The sequence below is a fragment of the Rahnella aceris genome (assembly GCF_011684115.1).
GTDB classification, from domain to species: Bacteria; Pseudomonadota; Gammaproteobacteria; order Enterobacterales; family Enterobacteriaceae; genus Rahnella; species Rahnella aceris.
This window is the reverse complement of the sequence record NZ_JAADJV010000006.1, coordinates 1-21,787: the sequence shown is the minus strand read 5'-3', so window position 1 is coordinate 21,787 and position 21,787 is coordinate 1. Positions and strand designations below refer to the sequence as shown.

Below are 21,787 nucleotides of genomic sequence, written 5' to 3'. Positions count from 1 at the left end.
TATATTTTTAGCGAAAGCATCCGTCGTGAAATTAGGCAAAAACCCAAAGTGCTCTGGCGGGATAAATTGTCATTAATTGTCAGTTTGAATTTACCGAAATTAAACACCGCAAATACAGATAAATACGTAACCAGAAACCCAATCATGAATATTCATCGGAAACATTGAGACTTGTCTCAGAATTTCGATGTGTTAGGGTATAACGCGTTCACTATTTCGTTACAGGCAAAATCCTATACGGTCCAACACAAAAATTAGACATCGAGCCGATACGGCTATTTATATCCAAGGAATGCACATTGCATGGCAATTAAAATCGAAGTAAAGAATCTTTATAAGGTATTTGGCGAAAACCCGGATCGCGCTTTCAAGATGATTGATGCAGGCAAGGGTAAAGAAGAGATTTTTGAGAAAACCGGTCTTTCACTTGGCGTTAAGAATGCCAGTCTGGCCATTGAAGAAGGCGAGATTTTCGTCATCATGGGGTTATCCGGTTCCGGTAAATCCACCATGGTACGCCTTCTCAATCGTCTGATAGAGCCCACCCGTGGCGAAGTCCTGATCGACGGCGAAGACATCGCCAAAATCTCAGAAGCAAAATTGCGCCAGGTGCGCCGCAGTAAAATCAGTATGGTATTTCAGTCCTTTGCGCTGATGCCACACCTGACCGTGTTGAATAACACCGCGTTTGGTATGGAGCTGGCTGGTGTGCCGGTCGAAGAGCGCAATACCAAAGCGCTTGACGCGCTGCGTCAGGTCGGGCTGGAAAACTATGCCAACTCTTATCCGGATGAATTGTCAGGCGGGATGCGCCAGCGTGTCGGTTTAGCGCGTGCTATGGCCAACAACCCTGACATTCTGCTCATGGATGAAGCCTTCTCTGCACTTGACCCGTTAATTCGTACCGAAATGCAGGATGAACTGGTGAAGCTGCAGGCTCAGCATCAGCGCACCATTGTGTTCATTTCTCATGATCTGGACGAAGCCATGCGTATTGGCGACCGCATCGCCATTATGCAGGGCGGCGAAGTGGTACAGGTCGGCACGCCGGAAGACATTCTTAATAATCCGGCCAACGACTATGTGCGCACGTTCTTCCGTGGTGTGGATATCAGTCAGGTCTTCAGTGCCAAAGACATTGCCCGCCGCCGTGGCGCGCTTATTCGTAAAACCCCCGGTTTTGGTCCACGTGCCGCTCTCAAGCTGCTCGAAGATGAAGACCGCGAATATGGTTATGTACTTGAACGTGGACAGAAATTCATTGGCGTGGTGTCGATTGAATCCCTGAAAACCGCGCTCAAAACCAATCAGTCGCTGGAAAGCGCCTTGCTGGAATCTCCGGCAGCCGTGCAGGCAGACATGCCGCTCAGCGAACTGATTTCCCATGTCGCCGCCGCGCCTTGCGCTGTGCCGGTCGTCAATGAGGACAATAACTATATCGGCATTATTTCCAAAGCCATGCTGCTTCAGGCTCTGGACAAAGAAGGGGGTAACGAATGAGCACTTCAACCATAACGAACACCATTACACAGCACGCGCAGGCCGCTCAGGCCCAGGCTCTCGATCCTTCCGTGGATCCGTGGAGTGCCGATAACGCCAGTGGCGGTGTCGCGCCACAAGCTGACGCCGCCACCCATGCCGCGCCAGCCGATGCAGGCAGCAGTGATCCGTGGGGCGGCAGCAGCGATGCCGCAACCAGCACACCAGACGCGACGCACCATGCCGCCGCCCAGACCAACGACTGGCTGAGTGTCGCGCCGGAACAGCATCAGCATTTTAATATTCTCGATCCGTTTCACAGCACGCTGATCCCGCTCGACCGCTGGGTGACTGAGGGGATCGACTGGCTGGTCGGTAACTTCCGCCCGGTATTTCAGGGGATCCGTGTTCCGGTCGATTTCGTCCTGAGCGGTTTCCAGCATGGTCTGGAATCCCTGCCAGCGCCGATTGCGATCCTGGTCTTCGCCCTGCTCGCCTGGCAGATGGCCGGTTTCGGCATGGGTGCTGCCACGCTGGTTTCGCTGGTGCTGATCGGTGCGATCGGTGCCTGGTCACAGGCGATGGTGACGCTGGCGCTGGTTCTGACCTCGCTGTTCTTCTGTATCCTGATCGGCCTGCCGCTCGGGATATGGCTGGCGCGCAGTCAGAGAGCGGCGAAAATTATCAGGCCGCTGCTTGATGCCATGCAAACCACACCTGCGTTCGTCTATCTGGTGCCGATCGTGATGCTGTTTGGTATCGGTAACGTGCCGGGCGTAGTGGTAACGATTATCTTCGCCCTGCCGCCGGTGGTGCGTCTGACCATTCTGGGTATCAATCAGGTGCCGGAAGACTTGATCGAAGCCGCGAAATCCTTTGGTTCCAGCCCGCGTCAGTTGCTGTTTAAAGTTCAGTTGCCGCTGGCGATGCCGACCATCATGGCCGGTATTAACCAGACGCTGATGCTGGCGCTGTCGATGGTGGTTATCGCCTCGATGATCGCCGTCGGTGGTCTGGGTCAGATGGTACTGCGCGGTATTGGTCGTCTGGATATGGGTCTGGCGTCAGTCGGTGGTGCGGGTATCGTTATTCTCGCCATTATCCTCGACCGTCTCACCCAGTCGATGGGACGCGACAGCCGCAGTAAAGGCGGTCACCGCTGGTTCACCCGCGGTCCTGTCGGTCTGGTGATGAAGCCTTTCACGAAGAAAGCCTGATTCACACACTGCATTTTTCCCGGCGGCTCGCTGCCGGGAACTCTCAAAAAGCTAAAAAAACGCAGTCCACTCTTACGTATTCAACAGCAAGAATAAGGGTTCACCATGCGCACAACTCAGAATAAAACACAGATCAAAGCACTCATCCTCGCAGTATCCATGGCAACTCCCGCCGCTTTCGCTGCCGATTTACCGGGCAAAGGCGTGGTCGTCAAACCGTTGCAAAGTACCATCGCGGAAGAAGCCTTCCAGACAGAACTGGTTAACCGCGCGCTGGAAAAACTGGGCTATGACGTTCAGCAAACCGGCGAAGTGGATTACAACGTGGCGTATACCGCCATCGCCAGCGGCGATTCTACCTACATGGCGGTGAACTGGGAGCCGCTGCAAAAAGACATGTATAACACAGCCGGTGGCGACCAGAAATTCTACCGTCAGGGCACCTACATCAGCGGCGCAGCGCAGGGTTATCTGATCGATAAAAAAACCGCCGACAAATATCACATCCACGATTTGTCACAGCTGAAAGATCCGAAGATCGCCAAACTCTTTGATGCTGACGGCGACGGCAAAGCGGATATGGCGGGTTGTAATCCGGGCTGGGTCTGCGGCCAGGTGATCAACACCCAAATCAAAGCCTACGGTCTGAGCAATACCGTGACGCAAAACGAGGGGAACTATTCGGCGATTATCGCTGACACCCTCACCCGGTTTAAATCCGGTAAGCCGGTGTTGTACTTCACCTGGACGCCGTACTGGGTCAGCAACGAGATGAAACCGGGCAAAGACGTGGTCTGGCTGACTGTGCCGTTCTCGGCCAATCCGGGTTCGCAGAAAGATCTCGATACCACGCTGCCGAACGGCAAGAACTATGGTTTCCCGGTCAATAACGAACACATCGTGGCGAACAAAGCCTGGGCTGAGAAAAACCCGGCGGCCGCGAAACTGTTCGCCATCATGAAACTGCCACTGGCCGACGTGAATGCGCAGAACCTGCGGATGCATGAAGGTGAATCCTCATCAGAAGATATCCAGCAGCATGTTGATGGCTGGATCAAGGCGCATCAGGCGACCTTCGATGGCTGGATCAAAGAAGCTGCCGCCGCAGCAAAATAACGCATTATAAAAATCGAGGAATTTATGAAAAAGACAGGAATCTGGGCAGTTGCCGCCCTCACCACATTTGCAACAGCCACCACATTCGCCGCCGATCTGCCGGGTAAAGGCATCAGCGTGACACCCGTTCAGAGCACCATCAGCGAAGAGTCTTTTCAGACAGAACTGGTAAGCAAGGCGCTGGAGAAACTGGGCTATGACGTTCAGCCAACCCGCGAGGTCGATTACAACGTCGGCTACACCACCCTGGCTGCCGGTGATGCCACTTTCACCGCCGTCAACTGGTCGCCACTGCATGATGAAATGTACAAAGCCGCCGGTGGCGACAAAGTGTTTTACCGTGAAGGGACTTACGTGACCGGCGCGGCACAGGGCTGGCTGATCGATAAGAAAACCGCTGAGAAATACCACATCACTAATATCGAACAGCTGAAAGACCCGAAACTGGCCAAACTGTTTGATACCAACGGCGACGGCAAAGCCGATCTGACCGGTTGTACACCGGGCTGGGGCTGCGAAGCGGCGCTGAATGAACAGCTGAAAGCCTATGGTCTTGAACCGACCGTGACGCACAATCAGGGTAACTACTCTGCGATGATCGCTGACACCATCACGCGTTACAAAGAAGGTAAACCGATCTTCTATTACACCTGGACGCCGTACTGGGTGAGCAATGTGCTTATCCCGGGCAAAGACGTGCTGTGGATGCAGGTACCGTTCTCCGTGGTGCCAGGGGATAAAAACGCCGATACCAAACTGCCAAATGGCAAAAACTACGGTTTCCCGGTGAGCACTATGCACATCGTGGCGAACAAAGCCTGGGCTGAGAAAAACCCGGCGGCAGCAAAACTGTTTGCCATCATGAAACTGCCTCTGAAAGACATCAATGCGCAGAACGCCGCGATGCACGCGGGTAAAAATTCAGATGCGGATATCTCCGCACAGACCGACGGCTGGATCAAAGCCCATCAGGAAGAATTTGATGGCTGGGTAAAAGAAGCGGCTGCTGCGGCGAAATAACGCAGTCACAGACTCAGTAAGGCCCGCGGGCGGAGAGAGATCTCCGCCCGTTTTTTTGTGGGTGATTGCCGGTGTGTGTATTGGTGTGTATAATCATCCATCACCAAGGAGAGCCCATGAAATCAACGGAATTGATTAAAGCGCTGCTTGCAGCGGGTTGTGAACTCAAGCGTCACCGGGGAGGAAGTCATCAAATTTGGTGGTCACCTGTCACCAACAAAACCTTTCCCGTTCCCCACCCCAAAAATGATTTACCTGTGGGAACTCTCAAATCCATTAGAAAAATGGCAGGGATATGATCCTGCAACTGGAGGTTGAATATGTTCTTTTCAGTCGGTCTTGAAACACCAAAAGATGACAAAACCGCTTACGGTATGGTGGTACCTGCATTTACCGCGTTTGATTACGGATGCTTCTCTGCAGCGGATACCCGTGAAGAAATCGCCCCTATGGTTCGCGAAGCCATCCTGATGACAGTAGAAGATTTGATCGAAAGCGAACGCTTTGTTGTTGACGATATTTTTGATGCAGGCCATTTGGTGTATGCCGCTAATCCCGAATATGCCGACTTCGATACCTGGTTTTTGATTGATATTGATCTCTCGGAATTCGAAGGGAAAGCGCATCGAATCAATATTTCGCTGCCTGACACCCTGATCAAACGCATTGATAATAAAGTTAAAAATCATCCGTCATATCGCGACCGCAGCCATTTTCTGGCGATGGCCGCACGTAAAGAATTGCTGACCTGACAATCTGACAGCAGGAAACCCTCCTGCTGGCGACTCCCTTGCCACTGTGTCTATTACAAAACCAAATAGTTGCCATTAAAACTATTCATTGGTTTAATATTTCAACCAAAACGATAATCATCATCCGAATTTCCCCTGATTCTTCAATAAGATCTGTTAAATCTCATTATGAAAAAAACGACCACACATTCCCCACTCAGCCCGGCACTGATTATTCTGATGGCGGTGGCCACCGGGCTTGCCGTCGCCAGTAACTATTATCCGCAACCGTTGCTGGAAACCATCGCCCGCGCTTTTAATCTTTCCGTCAATCAGGCCGGGTTTATTGTGACGGTGGCGCAGCTCGGTTACGCCTGTGGGTTGATGTTTATCGTGCCGCTGGGCGATATGTTTGAGCGTCGCGGTTTAATCGTGCTGATGACGCTGCTTTCCGCCGCCGGACTGCTGATCACCGCCATGGCGCCCACGCTGACCGTCATGCTGGTCGGGACGGCGCTGACAGGACTGTTCTCGGTCGTGGCGCAGATTCTGGTGCCGCTGGCCGCCACACTGGCGGAACCGGAGCGTCGCGGTAAAGTGGTCGGACTGATTATGTCTGGCTTGCTGCTGGGTATTCTGCTGGCGCGAACCGTCGCTGGTGCGCTGGCGTCGCTGGGCGGCTGGCGGACGGTGTACTGGGTCGCCAGTGCGCTGATGATCGTGATGGCGCTGGTGCTGTGGCGCAAGCTGCCGAAACATCAGCAAAAAACGGATCTGAATTATCTACAACTGCTGAAATCCATTTTTACGCTGTTCATCCACACGCCGGTGTTACGTACCCGCGCACTGATCGGCATGTTCTGCTTCGCCAACTTCAGCATTTTGTGGACGTCGATGGCGTTCCTGCTGGCTGGCCCGGCGTATCACTATTCCGAAGGGGTAATCGGCCTGTTTGGTCTGGTGGGGGCGGCGGGGGCACTGGCGGCCACCCGTGCAGGGAATCTGGCGGATAAAGGCAAAGCGCATCTGACCACGACCGCCGGGCTGGTGCTGCTGTTACTGTCATGGGCTGCGATTGCCCTGGGACAACACTCGGTGATTTCGCTGATTATCGGTATCATCGTTTTGGACCTTTCGGTTCAGGGCGTACACATCACCAACCAAAGTGTTATCTATAAAACGATGCCGGAAGCGCGTAACCGCCTGACGGCGGGTTACATGACGACGTACTTTATCGGGGGTGCGGCAGGTTCACTGGTGTCGGCTTCAGCCTATCAGGCGGCAGGCTGGTACGGGGTCTCAGCAGCAGGCATCGTCATGTGTATACTGAATTTACTGGTCTGGTGGAAGGGTCATAAGTACACACTGGCCTGATAACGTACGAAACTACATCAGGCGGGAATCATCACCCCTCCTGATTAGCTTGCGAATAGTCATTTGGGAAATTTATTTGAACCAAAGGGTGTCAACAATACTTACAGTCTGGTAATGTTTACGCCATGAATTATTCGCCGGCAACCATCCGGTTTCACAATGTTTCAAATATCCATGCAAACCAATCCAGATCTCGAAGCACCTGACCCCGTCCGCGTTTCCACTTTCGCACAAGGTATTACCGATAGCCTTCCTATCGTGATTGGTTATCTGCCCATTGCTTTTGCATTCGGGCTCAGCGCGGTCAAACTAGGTTTCACTCCCGCTGAAAGTCTGCTGTTTTCCATTCTTATCTACGCTGGCGCCAGCCAGTTTGTGATCACCGCGCTGCTCAGTGCAGGAATGTCGTTGTGGGTTTCCGCCCTGACCGTGATGGCGATGGATGTCCGGCACGTGCTGTACGGCCCGTCGCTGCGCAATCGCCTGGCGGGAAAGCTCAATGGTAAAAAAACGGCGCTCTGGGCATTCGGCCTGACGGACGAAGTGTTCGCTGCCGCCACCGCCAGGCTGATCCGTGATAAACGCAGCTGGAGTGAAAACTGGATGTGCGGCATTGCGCTGTCATCGTGGCTGTCGTGGGTATCGGGCACCGCCGTGGGTGCACTGTTTGGTAATGGTCCGCTGGAAAATTTCCCGGCCGTCGAAGCCGCGCTGGGATTTATGTTACCGGCGCTGTTTCTGAGTTTCCTGCTCGCAGCTTTTAAGCGCCAGCAGAGCATAGTGTTTGTCGCCTCACTGGCCGGTGCGCTGGGCGGGCTGCTGTTCTGGTCGATCCCCGCTGCCATAGGCGGTGGTCTGGGCGCAGGGTGCCTTGCCGCCCTGCTGCAACGTCCTCAATCCCCTTCTGCCACGGAGATAACCTCAGATGAGCACTGATGTCATTCTGGTTTGTCTGCTCGTCGGCACGGTCAATTACCTGTTCCGGTATCTGCCTCTGCGCCTGGGTTCGCGGCAGAAATCGGGACTGAAAAATGGCCCGCTCTCCCGCGTGCTCGACAGCATTGGTATCGCGTCAATTTGCGCGCTGCTGGTGGTTTCAGGCACCCCTGAAATTCTGCGCGATCAACAAAAACTGCTGCCGTCACTGGCCGGTTTCGTTCTGCTCGCACTGATTTTCTGGCGCACCAAAAGCATCATTATTGCCACCCTGACCGGTGCCGTAGTGTACGGACTGGTGTTCAAGGTGATGCTGCTGGCAAGCTGAGGACCATTTTTACCGTAAGGCAACACCCGGGCAAAGTCTGCCTGATACATTAAACATCGAATAATTCACCGGAGTTATGAATAACACTAATTGCTAAAGAATTGGTGATTCATGACATTGATATTATTAATTACCATCGTTACTATGTCATTCGTAACTAATGAGGCTTCTCATATGGACAGTTCGTTCGCGCCAATTGAAAACATGTTGAATTTCCGGGCTAAAAAGCAAAAAGATTTCCCTTATCAGGAAATTCTGCTGACCCGCCTGTGTATGCACATGCAAAGTAAATTGCTTGAAAACCGTAATAAGATGCTGAAAGCACAAGGAATTAATGAAACGCTGTTTATGGCGTTACTCACCCTTGATGCGCAGGAAAGTCACAGTATTCAGCCTTCGGAGCTAAGCTCTGCGCTAGGTTCATCCCGTACCAACGCCACCCGTATTGCGGATGAGTTGGAAAAACGCGGATGGATCGAACGCCGTGAAAGCGATAACGACCGCCGGTGTCTGCATTTGCACCTGACGGCTGACGGTGAAGCCTTTATTCAGAAGTTACTGCCGCCTCAACATAAGAGCCTGCATTTTCTCTGGTCGACATTAGACGCAGATGAACAGAAGCAGTTAGAAACCCTGACGCGCAAACTGTTAACTCGCCTTGATCAGATGGATGCGACAGCACCACAACAATTCTAGATTTCTGTTCAGGTAAACCACACATGTCACTCCAAGCTCGCTGGAGGCTTACGCCGCTGTTTGCCGTTTTGACGTTGGCCGGCTGCGCCTCCAGTAATAATATTGCTCCTCAGTCGTCGCTGCTGGATACGCAACAGCTTCATCTGCAGCAGGAAAAAGTCAGTTCCCTGACCATCGGTCCTCAGTGGTGGCGCAGTCTTAATGACCCGCAACTCGATAATCTGATGACTACGACGTTGCAAAACTCGCCATCATTACGTCAGGCAGCCGCCCGCGTGCGCGAAGCGCAAAGTGTGATGGGAGAAGCTGATGCCGCCAATGGCCCTTATCTGGATTTGAACGGTTCAACGCGTCGTGAACGTGTCGCAAAAAACACGATCCCGCCGTTTTTGACCAGTTATCCCGAAGCGCCAATTTACGACAGCAGCAACAGCCTCGGGCTGAATCTGAGCTATGAGTTTGACTGGTGGGGGAAATACCGCAATCAGGTGAATGCCGCGAAAGCACAGGTGGATTCCGCCCGTGCTGAACAGGCTGAAGCCGCTCTGACGCTGACCAGTTCGGTGGCGTCAGCCTATTATCAGTTGCAGGCAGATCTTGCCTTGCAGGATGTTCTGCAACACGAAGTGGACAATAATCAGCATCTGGCTGATTTGCGTAAAGCGCAATATCAGGCAGGCGTGTACGGTGTTGAAATTCCGCAACAAACCCAGGCTCAGGCCGACAGTGCCAAACAGCAAATCATCAATCTGAAAGCGCAGACCGAACAGCTAAGACACCAGCTTTCCGCGCTGGCCGGACGTGGTCCGGATGCCATGAACGGGCTGCACGCCGTGGCATTGCCGTCGCCTGACGCGCTGGCACCGAAAGGTGAACTGACGCTGGATTTACTCGGCAAACGCCCGGACATCGCTGCACAACGTGATCTGGTGGAGTCCTATTCCCAGCGGGTCAGTGCCGCGAAAAAAGAATTTTATCCAAGCCTTTCCATCAGTGCCTTCGGCGGTCTGACAACCACCAACTACGGCGGCACCAGCCCGAATCTTTTTGAAGCAGCCAGTAAAGCCTGGAATATCGCGCCCGCCATTTCGCTGCCAATTTTCCACGCCGGTGCGCTGCGCTCCAAACTGGGCGAAGAGTCCGCGTTATATGACCAGTCTGTTGAGTCGTATAACCAGACCATCCTGAACGCCATCCAGCAAACTGCGGATGCCATTACTGTCTCGAAAAGCAGCGTTGAACAATTGCAGCAGGCGTCTTCTGCCGCTAAATCGCTGGAAGAGGTGTATCGCGTTTCAGATGCAAGATACAACGCTGGCGTCATCGGACGGGATGAGCTGTTAACCAGCCAGTCAGCACTCCTGCAACAACAGCAGGCGCAACTCACTGCCAGCAGTCAGTTGATGCAGGCAAAAATCAGTCTCATCCGTGCGCTTGGGGGTGGCTATCAGGCCCCTGCCGCGGACCAAAAATCATAATAAAAGACTCAGTGTGGAGAAGACCATGAGCGCAAATGCCGACACTCAGGCAACGCCGCAAGCTCCGAAAAATAAGAAAAAGACGCGCAAAGTCGCGATGCTCTTGTTAACCGGAATTTTCATTATTATTGCCATCGCCTACCTGTTCTACTGGCTGCTGGTATTACGTCATTTCCAGTCTACCGACGATGCTTACGTGGCCGGTAATCAGGTACAGATTATGGCGCAGGTGTCGGGCAGCGTGACCGACGTCAACTTCGACAGCACCGACTTTGTGAAAAAAGGCGACGTGCTGGTGACCCTCGATCCGACCGATGCAGAGCAGGCTTTCGAGCGCTCTAAAACGGCGCTGGCGAACAGCGTGCGTCAGACGCATCAGTTGATCATCAACGGCAAGCAATATCAGGCCAATATCGCGCTGCGTCAGACCCAACTGCAACAGGCACAGACTGACCTTAAGCGCCGCATTGTGCTGGGTAATGTCGATGCCATTGGCCGCGAAGAACTGCAACACGCCCGTGACGCCGTCGATACCGCGAAAGCGCAATACGATGTCGCCGTTCAGCAGTACAACGCCAATCAGGCGATGATTCTGGATACGCCGGTCGATAAACAGCCGCAAGTTCTGCAGGCCGCCGCGCAGGTTCGTGACGCATGGCTTGCCCTGCAACGGACTAAAGTGCGCAGCCCTGTTGACGGTTTCGTTTCACGCCGTGCCGTACAAATCGGCCAGCAGATCAGCCCGACAACGTCCCTGATGGCCGTGGTGCCAGCGCATCACATCTGGGTTGATGCCAACTTTAAAGAAACCCAGCTGGCGAATATGCGTATTGGTCAGGTGGCAACCGTGGTCAGCGATATGTATGGCGATGACGTGAAATACCACGGCAAAGTCGTCGGTATGGACATGGGCACCGGCGGCGCGTTCTCGCTGTTACCTGCGCAAAATGCCACCGGCAACTGGATCAAAGTGGTTCAGCGTCTGCCGGTCCGTATCGAACTTAACGATCAGGAAGTGGCTGAACATCCGCTGCGTATCGGTTTATCGACACTGGTAACGGTTGATACTCAGAATCGCGATGGCCTGGTGCTGGCCGATAAAGTCCGTACCGAACCGTTGTATCAGACTTCAGCACTGACGCTGGATCTGGCACCGGTTAACGCCATTATTGCTGACGTTATACATGCCAATGCAGGCTAAAACATCCGGAGGCCTCTGTGGCAAATAAACCGCTGGTAGGCGCCCCGCTGGCCTGGATGACGGTGGCTTTGTCTATGGCCACCTTTATGCAGGTGCTGGACTCGACGATCGCCAACGTGGCGATCCCGACCATCGCCGGGAATCTGGGTGCCTCGAACTCACAGGGTACCTGGGTTATCACCTCATTCGGGGTGGCGAATGCCATCTCGATCCCGATCACCGGCTGGCTGGCAAAACGCATCGGTGAGGTCAAACTGTTCCTGTGGTCCACAGTACTGTTCGCCCTCGCTTCATGGTTGTGCGGGATGTCCAACAGTCTGGAAATGCTGATCTTCTTCCGTGTGTTGCAGGGCGTGGTGGCAGGTCCGCTGATCCCGTTATCACAAAGTCTGTTACTGAATAACTATCCACCGGCCAAGCGGAGTACCGCGCTCGCGCTCTGGTCGATGACGGTGATCGTCGCCCCGATTTGCGGGCCGATCCTCGGCGGGTATATCAGTGATAACTATCACTGGGGATGGATCTTCTTTATTAACGTGCCGATCGGTCTGGCCGTGGTGTTCCTGACGCTCAGAACGCTGAAGGGACGCGAAACCGCCACGCAGATCCGTCCGATCGACAGTGTGGGATTAGTGCTGCTGGTGCTGGGTATCGGTGCCTTGCAGGTGATGCTCGACCGGGGTAAAGAACTCGACTGGTTTAACTCGACGGAAATTATCGTGCTGGCGGTCGTGGCGGTGGTCGCGCTCTGTTTCCTTGTGGTCTGGGAACTGACCGACGACCATCCGATCGTCGACTTGTCACTGTTTAAATCGCGAAACTTTACCATCGGCGTGCTGTGTATCAGCCTGGCCTACATGCTCTACTTCGGCGCGATTGTGTTGCTGCCGCAGCTGTTGCAGGAGGTTTACGGGTATACCGCCACCTGGGCCGGTCTGGCGTCCGCGCCGGTGGGTATTTTGCCGGTACTGATGTCGCCGATTATCGGGCGTTTCGCGCACCGTCTGGATATGCGAAAGCTGGTGACCTTCAGCTTTATCATGTATGCCTACTGCTTCTTCTGGCGTGCGTATACGTTCGAACCGGGGATGGATTTTGGCGCATCCGCCTGGCCGCAGTTTATTCAGGGCTTCGCGGTGGGTTGCTTCTTCATGCCGCTGACCACCATTATTCTGTCGGGATTACCGCCGGAACGGATGGCGGCGGCATCGAGTCTGTCGAACTTTATCCGTACACTGGCGGGGTCGATTGGTACGTCAATCACCACCACGTTATGGTCGAACCGTGAATCGCTGCATCACGCCCAGTTAACGGAAAACATCACGCCGTATAATCCGGCGGCGACGCAGACTTATCAGCAGCTCGAAGGTCTCGGTATGAGCCACCAGCAGGCTTCAGGATGGATAGCGCGGGAGATCACCAATCAGGGATTAATTATCTCTGCCAACGAGATTTTCTGGTTATCCGGCGGGGCGTTCCTGGTGTTGCTGATTTTAATCTGGTTCGCCCGACCGCCATTCACCAGTGGCGGTGGCGCGGGTGGTGCGCACTGATTCAGATAAACCCTGAATGTCAGAAAGCAAAACGGACGCCTTATGCGTCCGTTTTTTATGGCTGAAACCGGGCGATTACGCCTGGTTCTGACGCCACCATTCTGCCAGCAAAATACCGGATGCCACGGAAACGTTGAGGCTTTCCACTTTACCGGTACCGCCGATAGACACGCTCAGGTCGCCCTGCTGCCATGCGCTGTCAGATAAACCATCACTTTCTTCGCCCAGCACCAGCACCATTTTGGCCGGTAACTGCGCTTTGCCCAGCGCCGTACCTTTATGGCTCGACGTGGTCACGATGGTGTATCCCGCTTTACGGAAGGTTTCCAGCACTTCAAGGAAGTTATCCGCGCTGATGGCTTTAACGTGTTCCGCGCCGCCTTCTGCCGTACGGACTGCTGCGCCAGATTCCAGCTGGGCCGGATCCTGAACCATCATCCCGTTGATACCAAAATGCGCACAAGAACGCATGATACCGCCGAGGTTGTGCGGGTTACCGACGTTTTCCAGCGCCAGCACACAGTCTTTCGCCGGAGCCGTTTGCAGATACGTTTCTGCATCCAGACCCTGGCGTTTTTTGATCAGGAAGCACACGCCGCCGTGGTGTTCGGTGCCGGAGGCTTTCGCCAGTTCGTCATCTTCAACCACATGGTAGGCTTTGCGGTTCGCCGCCATCCAGCGCAGCGCTTCGCGGAAACGCGGAGTCACGGACTGCACAAACCATGCACGCACAATCGCGTCCGGACGGCTGGCAAACAGTGCCTGACAGGCGTTTTCGCCATACACACGGGTTTCTTCCTGACGCTGACGACGCAGTTGTTCAGGATCGATAAAGCTTTTACCGCTGATACCGCCGTGATCCGGAACAGATTCATCTGCCGGCGGACGTGAAACTGTTTTCCACGGCGAAGAGTACGGGCCGTCGTCGTCACGCGCCGGACGACGCGGGCGATCATCACCACGGCGTGGTGCCGGTCCGCGGGAATCGCCACGGGAATCGCTGCTGCGACGCTCATTGCGGCGGGCATCGTCTGGACGGGAACCCTGGCGAGGTTTATCGCCCGGACGTCCTTTATTGTTAGAAGGACGTTTATCGTTATTGCGGTTATCGCCGTCGTCGTCACTGCGGACGTACATCACTTTGACTTTGCCGTTCTTGCCACTGAATGAATCGTTCATTTTTCTCTCCACCTACGCGCAGGGCGCGAAGATTACCTGATGTCTGTGAGCTAAGCCACAGGCTTTGGACCAAAAGCTAAAAACTATCGTAATCATTGAATAAACCACGTTGTTTACGTGACGTATCGACCCCATACTTACAACATATAAGTAACATATCAGCCGTGTTCTTTACCGCTTTTAAGGATAAAACCGGGGTTGTGGTTGATACCATTCTCACGTTAAGCAATGTAGAGGCTATTTTATGAATACGGTTTGTTCATCATGTCAGGCCACCAACCGCCTGCCTGAGGATCGTATCGACGACGGCGCAAAATGCGGCCGTTGCGGTCATGCACTTTTTGAAGGCGATGTCATTCACGCGACTGCCGCCACGCTGGACAAATACCTGCAGGATGATCTGCCGGTGGTTGTCGATTTCTGGGCACCGTGGTGTGGCCCTTGTGTTAACTTTGCACCGATTTTTGAAGACGTTGCACAGGAACGCGCCGGTAAAATCCGCTTCATCAAGGTTAATACCGAAGCTGAACCTGAACTGAGCGCGCGGTTCCGTATCCGCAGTATTCCGACCATTATGGTATTTAATGAAGGCAAAATGGTCGATATGTTGAGTGGAGCAATGCCTAAAGCACCTTTCAACAACTGGCTTAATGAATCATTGTAACGCATAAGCCGCTATAAAGCCCTGCTGAAGGCCCGTCACCGCACGGGCCTTTTTCTGTTCCGAACACAAGCCACTTGCCTGCCACCACCGGGCGATTAGAATAGCCGTTTTTTGCATACCGGAATGCCTATGTCAGACAATGCCGTCCTTCGCCTGCGTGAGCAGCGTTTAGCCCGATCCACCCGTCCTTTTCTTGCGCGTGGTTCACGGGCGATACGCTGTCAGACCTGCCTGTTGCCCAAACGCCACTGCATCTGCGCCACGCGCGAAATTCATCAGGCCACCAGCCGTTTTTGTCTGGTGATGTTTGACACGGAGCCGATGAAACCGAGCAATACGGGTCGCTTAATCGCGGACGTGTTGCCGGATACGCAGGCGTTTTTGTGGTCACGCACGCAAACCGATCCGGCTCTGCTGGAAGCAATTGCGGACCCGCAGCGTCAGGCTTATGTGGTGTTTCCCGCCTCTTTCGCCGAACCGCCGCGTCAGGTGTTTACCGAAGTTCCGGCGGGCAGCAAACCGCCTTTATTCATTATGCTCGACGGCACCTGGAACGAAGCGCGCAAAATGTTCCGCAAAAGCCCGTATCTGGATAATTTGCCGGTTTTCTCTCTCGATGTAAGCGCCAGCTCCGGCTATATCCTTCGGGAAGCCTCGCGCCCGGAACTGCATTGCACCGTGGAAGTGGCCGCCGCCCTGCTGGAAAAAGCCGGTGATCTCGATGCTTCAGCGGGCCTCTCACGCCACTTTACCCATTTCCGCACCCAGTATCTGGCCGGAAAACCCCATCATCCGGTGCACCAGCTCACAGCAAAGAACGAAGAAAACCTCTAGAATCATGGGAACATGATGAACCGGAGACGTTATGAGTCAGCGCGGACTGGAAGCCTTATTACGACCTGAATCTATCGCGGTCATTGGCGCGAGCAATAAACCGGGGCGGGCCGGATATCTGATGATGCGCAATCTGCTCGACAGCGGATTCAATGGCCCGGTGCTGCCGGTTACACCCGCTTATCGCGCGGTGTGCGGCGTACTGACCTGGCGGGATGTCGCCAGCCTGCCGATGTCGCCCGATCTCGCCATTCTCTGTACCCACGCTGACCGCAATCTTGCATTGCTCGAACAGCTCGGCGAACGTGGCTGCAAGACGGTCATTGTGCTTTCCTCACAGCCACAACAATTCGTTGAACTCAAAACCAGCGCCCAGCGCTTTTCGATGCGCCTGCTCGGACCCAACAGCCTGGGCATTCTTGCACCGTGGCAAAAACTAAACGCCAGTTTTTCGCCGGTGCCCATCCTGCCCGGTAAGCTGGCGTTTATTTCGCAATCGGCTGCGGTCGCCAATACGATTCTGGACTGGGCGCAACAGCGTGCCGTCGGCTTTTCCTATTTCGTATCACTGGGCGACAGCCTGGATATTGATGTCGATGACCTGCTCGATTTCCTCGCCCGCGACAGTAAAACCAGCGCTATTTTGCTCTATCTCGAACACATCAGCGATGCACGGCGCTTTCTTTCTGCCTCCCGCAGTGCCTCACGCAATAAACCGATTCTGGTGATCAAAAGTGGTCGCAGCGGACAGGCGCAGCAATTACTCAACAGCCCGCTTAGCCTCGACGCCGCCTATGATGCGGCTATTCAGCGCGCCGGTTTACTGCGCGTGCAGGATACGCACGAGCTGTTTTCCGCCGTTGAAACGCTGAGCCATATGCGCCCGTTACGCGGTGAGCGTTTGTTTATCATCAGTAACGGTGCCGCTCCTGCCGCGATGGCGCTGGATCAGTTGCTTTCGCGTAACGGCAAACTGGCGAAACTGAGCGATGAAACCTGCCAAAAACTGAGTGCCATTCTGCCTGACAATATTGCCGTCTCGAATCCGCTGGATTTGCATGATGACGCCACACCGCAGCTGTATCAGGCTGTGATGACCGCCCTGCTGGATAGCACCGATTACGATGCGCTACTGGTGATCCACGCCCCCAGCGCCGTCGCACACGGTACGGTGACCGCCAGCCATCTGATCGATGCTGTGCATAAGCATTCGCGTGGCAAATACATCACGCTGCTAACCAACTGGTGCGGTGAGTTTTCCTCGCAGGAAGCCCGCAAGTTATTTACTGAAGCCGGGATCCCGACTTACCGGACACCGGAAGGAACGGTGACGGCGTTTATGCATATGGTGGAATATCGCCGGAACCAAAAGCAGCTGAAAGAAACACCGGCACTTCCGGCCGACCTCGAGCAGAACACTGATCAGGCGCATCAGTTGATCGCCCGCACACTGGCGGAAGGCACGACACAGCTGGATACACATGAGGTACGCCCGATTTTGCAGGCGTACGGCATGAATGTGCTGCCGACGTGGATTGCCAGCGACAGCGCAGAAGCGGTGAATATCGCCAGCCAGGTGGGTTATCCGGTGGCGCTGAAATTACGCTCCCCTGACATCCCGCATAATTCTGAAGTACAGGGCGTGATGTTATATCTGCGTACCGCCAGCGAGGTCGCGCAGGCGGCGAATGCCATTTTTGACCGTGCCAGACAGGCGTTTCCGCAGGCGAGAATTCTGGGGCTGCTGGTGCAAACCATGGCCAACCGGCCAGGCTCACAAGAATTGCGCGTGGTGGTCGAACAGGATCCGGTATTCGGCCCGCTGATCATGCTGGCCGAAGGCGGTACCGACTGGCGACCTGAAAGACAGGCGGCGATTTCCCTGCCGCCGCTGAACATGACGCTTGCACGTTATCAGATAGTTCAGGCGCTGAAGAGTGGAAAAATTCGTGGCCGCCATGCCCTGCATCCTCTTGATATACCGGCGCTGAGTCAGTTGCTGGTGAATGTGTCGAACCTGATTATCGACTGCCCGGAGATCGAACGGCTGGATATCCATCCTCTGCTGATTTCCGGCAGTGAGCTCAGCCTGCTGGATGTGTCCATGCAGCTTTGTGCACAGGGAGCAGAGGCACCGTCACGACTGGCGATTCGCCCTTATCCGCGCGAGTTGGAAGAGCGCGTTATACTGAAAGACGGATCACCGGCATTGTTCCGGCCAATCCTTCCGGAAGATGAGCCGCTGCTTAAAGCATTTATCCTGAAAGTCACTAAGGAAGACCTGTATTACCGCTACTTCAGTGAGATCAATGAGTTCACCCATGAAGATTTAGCGAACATGACACAGATCGACTACGACCGTGAAATGGCGTTCGTCGCCATTCGTACTGTGAATGATGAAAGTGAAATTATTGGCGTCACCCGGGCGGTCTCGGATCCGGATAATATTGATGCTGAATTCTCGGTACTGGTGCGGTCGGATCTGAAAGGTCTGGGGCTCGGAAGGCGGCTGCTTGATAAGATGATCCATTACGCGGCAGAGCACGGCCTGCAACGTCTGACCGGCATTACGATGCCCAATAACCGTGGCATGATCACGCTGGCCAGAAAACTCGAATTCGACGTCGATATTCAGATCCAGGACGGCATTGTGAACCTCTCACTGGCACTGGAAAAGACCCGGATTTCGCAGCAGAAAGCTGCGAGCCTGCGCCATGAACAGGCAAAAGATGCGCACATGGGGCAGGACTAATGGTATTATCGACCGATTGTGCGGTTACCACTGTCTGCTTGTGCCGCTAAAGCCATTACATGAAGAGAGAAGAAGCGCACTGTGATGTTGTCAAAATTTAAACGTAATAAACATCAACAACACCTTGCTCAGCTGCCCAAACTCCCCCAAACGGTTGATGCTGTAAAAACACTCTACTGCCCTGCAGATTTCCGTAAGACGCTGCTCGAAGCCATTGCCAACGCCACCCAACGGATTTATCTGGTCGCGCTCTATTTAGAGAACGATGATGGCGGTCGTGATGTATTGTCGGCGCTATATGCCGCCAAGCAGCAACGTCCTGAACTGGAGATTTGTGTGCTGGTTGACTGGCACCGCGCGCAGCGTGGTCGCATTGGCGCGGCAGCGTCAAACACCAATGCTGACTGGTATTGTCGCATGGCAAAAGAGCATCCTGAGCTTTCCGTGCCGGTGTATGGCGTTCCGGTCAATACCCGTGAAGCGTTAGGTGTTTTGCATCTCAAAGGCTTTGTTATTGACGATCAGGTGATCTACAGCGGCGCGAGCCTCAATGATGTTTATCTGCATCGTCATGAAAAATACCGCTACGATCGCTATCAGTTACTGTCCAACGCCCCGCTGGCAGATGCCATGATCGACTTTATGAAGAAGTCGATCCTGACAGCCGCAGCGGTACAGCGTCTTGATCGTGAAGATCGCCCGAAAAGCATTGAGATTAAAAACGAAACGCGTCAGTTCCGTCAGAATCTGCGCAGCAGCGGTTATCATTTCAAAGACAGCGCAGGGAATGATGAGCTGGCAGTGACCCCTATCGTCGGTCTGGGCAAACAAAATGAGCTTAACCGAACTATCCATCATCTCATGGCCAGTACGGAACATAAGCTGACGCTGTGTACGCCTTATTTCAATATGCCTGCCATGCTGGCACGTAATATTATTCATCTGCTGCGTCGTGGTAAGCAGGTTGAAATTATCGTGGGTGACAAAACCGCAAACGATTTTTATATTCCGCAGGATCAGCCATTCAAAATCATCGGTGCCTTACCGTATTTGTATGAAATTAATCTGCGTCGTTTCCTGAGCCGTTTACAACGCTTCGTGGACAGCGGACAGTTGATTGTCCGCCTGTGGAAAGACGGTGATAACAGCTATCACCTGAAGGGAATGTGGGTGGATGACCGCTGGCAACTTATTACCGGTAATAACCTGAATCCTCGCGCCTGGCGTCTGGATTTGGAGAATGCCATTTTGATCCATGATCCGCATAAAGAGCTGGCGATCGCGCGACACAAAGAACTGGAAGAAATACGCCAGCACACGCAGGTTGTCTCGCATTATATGGAGCTGGAAAGTATTCCTAATTACCCGGTGAAAGTCCGTAAGCTTATCCGCCGTCTGCGCCGGATACGTATCGACAGATTAATCAGCCGGATTCTGTAATTGGCTATACTGAAAGCCTGATCATCGTGATCGGGCTTTTTTGTATTTGGAATTCCACTTTGTGATGCAAAAATTCTCCTGGCTCTCAGGCTTCCTGTCATTATGCTTATAGCAGGCGCAGCTGCTGGCTACAGCGCTTACCATCTTATCCATTATTAAAAGTGCATCCCTGCACTCTCTCCGTAAGAATTACAGCTGTATTTCCTTTCCTTTGCGGTGCAATTTCATCGATACGACCAAAGCGATCAAACACATTACGCAGACATACCAGAAAAATACTTCCTCTATATTCCAGGATTTAAAGGTCAGGGCGACATATTCTGCCGAACCACCAAACACAGCATTTGCAACCGCATAAGATAATCCGACACCCAATGCCCTCACTTCCGGCGGGAACATTTCCGCCTTTAATAATCCGCTGATTGATGTGTAAAAACTGACAATCAGCAGTGCCAAAACAATAAGTCCGAAGGCGATATAAGGACTGGTAACGGTTTGCAGAATATACAAAATCGGGATGGTGAAAACAGTCGCCAGGCCGCTGAATATCAACATAGAACTGCGTCGACCTATTTTATCCGAGAGCCCGCCAATAATAGGCTGCAAACACATAAAGACAAACAGGGCGACGGTCATTAAGGCACTCGCTGTTTTGGTATCCATCCCGGCAGTGTTCACCAGATATTTTTGCATATAAGTGGTGAAGGTATAGAAGGTCAGGGATCCTGCCGCCGTGAACCCTAATACCATCATAAATGCCTTTTTATGCTTCCATAAACCCGAGAGGGTACCAGCATCTTTATGCTCACGAGTTTGTTTATCTGATGTTTCGTTCAGTGAACGCCGCAGGAACAACGCCACGACAGCAAGCACAGCGCCTAAGGCAAAGGGGATCCGCCACGCCCAGGATTTAAGCTCATCATTGGAGAATATCTGCTGCAGTATAACCAGAACCAGAAGTGCTAATAGTTGCCCACCGATCAAGGTCACATACTGAAATGAAGCATAAAAACCGCGACGTCCTTTAATCGCAACTTCACTCATATAAGTTGCGCTTGTTCCGTATTCCCCACCAACAGAAAGCCCCTGGAATAGACGGGCGACCAGTAATAATACCGGTGCCCAGCTGCCTATCGTCGCGTAGGTTGGCAAACAGGCGATCACCAGCGAACCGCAGCACATCATGCAGACCGAGATCATCATTGAGTTTTTGCGCCCATGTTTATCGGCGATATAACCAAATAACCATCCTCCAATAGGGCGCATAAAGAATCCTGCGGCAAAAACGCCTGCAGTTTGTAATAACTGGGTTGTACTGTTTCCGCTGGGGAAAAATGAAGAAGCAAAATAGAGCGAACAAAAGGAATAGACGTAGAAGTCAAACCATTCGACCAGATTTCCCGAAGATGCCCCCACAATCGCAAAAATACGTTTCTTCTTATCTTGCTGATCATGATTCTCAGATTGAGATCCCAGAGTATCCTTCATATTATTTTCTCCCAATAGTTCCTGCTATAAGCGTGGTTAAGGCTATTTTTTATCGATAGGAAATATTGAGTTAAGCAACGAATGGATAAGGAAGAGAGGAAAGTTGACGAGTTACCTGCGTTTGCGTTGTTTTTTGTGATGCAGCGCGTGGTTAAAGGTAACTTTTAGTTAAATTCCGCATAGCAAAAAGCCCCGTACTTTCGTACGGGGCTTTCCACTTATTTGATGCCTGGCAGTTCCCTACTCTCGCATGGGGAGACCCCACACTACCATCGGCGCTACGGCGTTTCACTTCTGAGTT

The 21,787-nt window shown here is 53.2% G+C and carries 19 protein-coding genes and 1 rRNA gene; 17 read left to right on the top strand and 3 right to left on the bottom strand.

All coding sequences use genetic code 11. The annotated features are described in order from the left end of the window. Positions 1–303: 303 nt before the first annotated feature. The 13 genes from proV to emrB all read left to right on the top strand — a co-directional run bounded on the left by proV (position 304) and on the right by emrB (position 13,129). Entirely contained in the window at positions 304–1,500 is a 1,197-nt protein-coding gene (proV, locus tag GW591_RS21880) for a glycine betaine/L-proline ABC transporter ATP-binding protein ProV (RefSeq protein ID WP_013574088.1), read from the top strand. Further along, entirely contained in the window at positions 1,497–2,696 is a 1,200-nt protein-coding gene (gene proW, locus GW591_RS21875; protein WP_013574087.1) for a glycine betaine/L-proline ABC transporter permease ProW, read from the top strand. Before proV ends, proW begins: the two co-directional genes overlap by 4 nt. Before the next feature lie 105 nt (positions 2,697–2,801). Then, positions 2,802–3,812, top strand: coding sequence for a glycine betaine/L-proline ABC transporter substrate-binding protein ProX (proX, locus tag GW591_RS21870; RefSeq protein WP_112152327.1), 1,011 nt, complete (start codon positions 2,802–2,804; stop codon positions 3,810–3,812). Between the two features lie 24 nt (positions 3,813–3,836). Continuing rightward, complete coding sequence (gene proX / locus GW591_RS21865) at positions 3,837–4,832, top strand: glycine betaine/L-proline ABC transporter substrate-binding protein ProX (RefSeq protein WP_166861366.1); 996 nt, start codon at positions 3,837–3,839, stop codon at positions 4,830–4,832. 116 nt (positions 4,833–4,948) lie between these two features. Beyond that, a complete protein-coding gene (locus GW591_RS21860) occupies positions 4,949–5,131 on the top strand; it encodes a type II toxin-antitoxin system HicA family toxin (RefSeq protein WP_013574084.1) in 183 nt (60 codons plus the stop codon). Between the two features lie 21 nt (positions 5,132–5,152). Further along, a complete protein-coding gene (locus GW591_RS21855) occupies positions 5,153–5,584 on the top strand; it encodes a type II toxin-antitoxin system HicB family antitoxin (protein ID WP_013574083.1) in 432 nt (143 codons plus the stop codon). A gap of 168 nt (positions 5,585–5,752) precedes the next feature. After that, the gene (locus tag GW591_RS21850) at positions 5,753–6,937 is read left to right on the top strand and encodes an MFS transporter (protein WP_119261265.1); all 1,185 of its coding nucleotides are present in this window, start codon (positions 5,753–5,755) and stop codon (positions 6,935–6,937) included. 174 nt (positions 6,938–7,111) lie between these two features. Next, positions 7,112–7,873: an AzlC family ABC transporter permease gene (locus GW591_RS21845; protein ID WP_013574081.1), complete on the top strand. Its 762-nt coding sequence runs from the start codon at positions 7,112–7,114 to the stop codon at positions 7,871–7,873. After that, positions 7,863–8,201, top strand: a complete 339-nt coding sequence (gene ygaH / locus GW591_RS21840) for an L-valine transporter subunit YgaH (RefSeq protein ID WP_013574080.1) — start codon at positions 7,863–7,865, stop codon at positions 8,199–8,201. The genes GW591_RS21845 and ygaH overlap by 11 nt, the downstream gene beginning before the upstream one ends. Positions 8,202–8,375: 174 nt before the next feature. Then, positions 8,376–8,897 carry a transcriptional repressor MprA gene (mprA, locus tag GW591_RS21835; protein WP_013574079.1) on the top strand — a complete coding sequence of 174 codons (522 nt, stop codon included), beginning with the start codon at positions 8,376–8,378 and terminating at the stop codon, positions 8,895–8,897. A 23-nt stretch (positions 8,898–8,920) separates the two neighbouring features. Beyond that, positions 8,921–10,375, top strand: a complete 1,455-nt coding sequence (locus GW591_RS21830) for an efflux transporter outer membrane subunit (RefSeq protein WP_013574078.1) — start codon at positions 8,921–8,923, stop codon at positions 10,373–10,375. A 25-nt stretch (positions 10,376–10,400) separates the two neighbouring features. Next, positions 10,401–11,576, top strand: a complete 1,176-nt coding sequence (gene emrA / locus GW591_RS21825) for a multidrug efflux MFS transporter periplasmic adaptor subunit EmrA (RefSeq protein WP_013574077.1) — start codon at positions 10,401–10,403, stop codon at positions 11,574–11,576. 17 nt (positions 11,577–11,593) lie between these two features. Then, positions 11,594–13,129 carry a multidrug efflux MFS transporter permease subunit EmrB gene (gene emrB / locus GW591_RS21820; RefSeq protein ID WP_015689403.1) on the top strand — a complete coding sequence of 512 codons (1,536 nt, stop codon included), beginning with the start codon at positions 11,594–11,596 and terminating at the stop codon, positions 13,127–13,129. 75 nt (positions 13,130–13,204) lie between these two features. Here the strand turns inward: emrB and GW591_RS21815 are convergent, their stop codons facing one another. Next, complete coding sequence (locus GW591_RS21815; RefSeq protein ID WP_013574075.1) at positions 13,205–14,308, bottom strand: tRNA/rRNA methyltransferase; 1,104 nt, start codon at positions 14,306–14,308, stop codon at positions 13,205–13,207. Positions 14,309–14,552: 244 nt separating this feature from the next. Here GW591_RS21815 and trxC point away from each other — a divergent pair, with 244 nt between their 5' ends. From trxC to pssA, 4 genes are all read left to right on the top strand, one after another. Next, positions 14,553–14,972: a thioredoxin TrxC gene (trxC, locus tag GW591_RS21810; RefSeq protein WP_013574074.1), complete on the top strand. Its 420-nt coding sequence runs from the start codon at positions 14,553–14,555 to the stop codon at positions 14,970–14,972. Between the two features lie 129 nt (positions 14,973–15,101). Further along, positions 15,102–15,806, top strand: coding sequence for a tRNA-uridine aminocarboxypropyltransferase (locus GW591_RS21805; RefSeq protein WP_013574073.1), 705 nt, complete (start codon positions 15,102–15,104; stop codon positions 15,804–15,806). A gap of 31 nt (positions 15,807–15,837) precedes the next feature. Further along, positions 15,838–18,558 carry a bifunctional acetate--CoA ligase family protein/GNAT family N-acetyltransferase gene (locus GW591_RS21800; RefSeq protein WP_119261262.1) on the top strand — a complete coding sequence of 907 codons (2,721 nt, stop codon included), beginning with the start codon at positions 15,838–15,840 and terminating at the stop codon, positions 18,556–18,558. A gap of 84 nt (positions 18,559–18,642) precedes the next feature. Continuing rightward, positions 18,643–19,998, top strand: a complete 1,356-nt coding sequence (gene pssA, locus GW591_RS21795; protein WP_153376683.1) for a CDP-diacylglycerol--serine O-phosphatidyltransferase — start codon at positions 18,643–18,645, stop codon at positions 19,996–19,998. A 189-nt stretch (positions 19,999–20,187) separates the two neighbouring features. On the opposite strand, the gene GW591_RS21790 is transcribed toward pssA, so the two are convergent. Continuing rightward, entirely contained in the window at positions 20,188–21,486 is a 1,299-nt protein-coding gene (locus tag GW591_RS21790) for an MFS family transporter (protein WP_013574070.1), read from the bottom strand. Between the two features lie 227 nt (positions 21,487–21,713). After that, positions 21,714–21,787: ribosomal RNA gene (rrf, locus tag GW591_RS24310) — 5S ribosomal RNA — on the bottom strand; the annotation flags it as partial.

What these genes read in the sequence shown, in the direction of transcription:
- proV (WP_013574088.1), top strand. Translation starts at nt 304, where the DNA reads ATGGCAATTAAAATCGAAGTAAAGAATCTTTATAAGGTATTTGGCGAA.
- proW (WP_013574087.1), top strand. Translation starts at nt 1,497, where the DNA reads ATGAGCACTTCAACCATAACGAACACCATTACACAGCACGCGCAGGCC.
- proX (WP_112152327.1), top strand. Translation starts at nt 2,802, where the DNA reads ATGCGCACAACTCAGAATAAAACACAGATCAAAGCACTCATCCTCGCA.
- proX (WP_166861366.1), top strand. Translation starts at nt 3,837, where the DNA reads ATGAAAAAGACAGGAATCTGGGCAGTTGCCGCCCTCACCACATTTGCA.
- GW591_RS21860 (WP_013574084.1), top strand. Translation starts at nt 4,949, where the DNA reads ATGAAATCAACGGAATTGATTAAAGCGCTGCTTGCAGCGGGTTGTGAA.
- GW591_RS21855 (WP_013574083.1), top strand. Translation starts at nt 5,153, where the DNA reads ATGTTCTTTTCAGTCGGTCTTGAAACACCAAAAGATGACAAAACCGCT.
- GW591_RS21850 (WP_119261265.1), top strand. Translation starts at nt 5,753, where the DNA reads ATGAAAAAAACGACCACACATTCCCCACTCAGCCCGGCACTGATTATT.
- GW591_RS21845 (WP_013574081.1), top strand. Translation starts at nt 7,112, where the DNA reads ATGCAAACCAATCCAGATCTCGAAGCACCTGACCCCGTCCGCGTTTCC.
- ygaH (WP_013574080.1), top strand. Translation starts at nt 7,863, where the DNA reads ATGAGCACTGATGTCATTCTGGTTTGTCTGCTCGTCGGCACGGTCAAT.
- mprA (WP_013574079.1), top strand. Translation starts at nt 8,376, where the DNA reads ATGGACAGTTCGTTCGCGCCAATTGAAAACATGTTGAATTTCCGGGCT.
- GW591_RS21830 (WP_013574078.1), top strand. Translation starts at nt 8,921, where the DNA reads ATGTCACTCCAAGCTCGCTGGAGGCTTACGCCGCTGTTTGCCGTTTTG.
- emrA (WP_013574077.1), top strand. Translation starts at nt 10,401, where the DNA reads ATGAGCGCAAATGCCGACACTCAGGCAACGCCGCAAGCTCCGAAAAAT.
- GW591_RS21815 (WP_013574075.1), bottom strand. Translation starts at nt 14,308, where the DNA reads ATGAACGATTCATTCAGTGGCAAGAACGGCAAAGTCAAAGTGATGTAC.
- trxC (WP_013574074.1), top strand. Translation starts at nt 14,553, where the DNA reads ATGAATACGGTTTGTTCATCATGTCAGGCCACCAACCGCCTGCCTGAG.
- GW591_RS21805 (WP_013574073.1), top strand. Translation starts at nt 15,102, where the DNA reads ATGTCAGACAATGCCGTCCTTCGCCTGCGTGAGCAGCGTTTAGCCCGA.
- GW591_RS21800 (WP_119261262.1), top strand. Translation starts at nt 15,838, where the DNA reads ATGAGTCAGCGCGGACTGGAAGCCTTATTACGACCTGAATCTATCGCG.
- pssA (WP_153376683.1), top strand. Translation starts at nt 18,643, where the DNA reads ATGTTGTCAAAATTTAAACGTAATAAACATCAACAACACCTTGCTCAG.
- GW591_RS21790 (WP_013574070.1), bottom strand. Translation starts at nt 21,486, where the DNA reads ATGAAGGATACTCTGGGATCTCAATCTGAGAATCATGATCAGCAAGAT.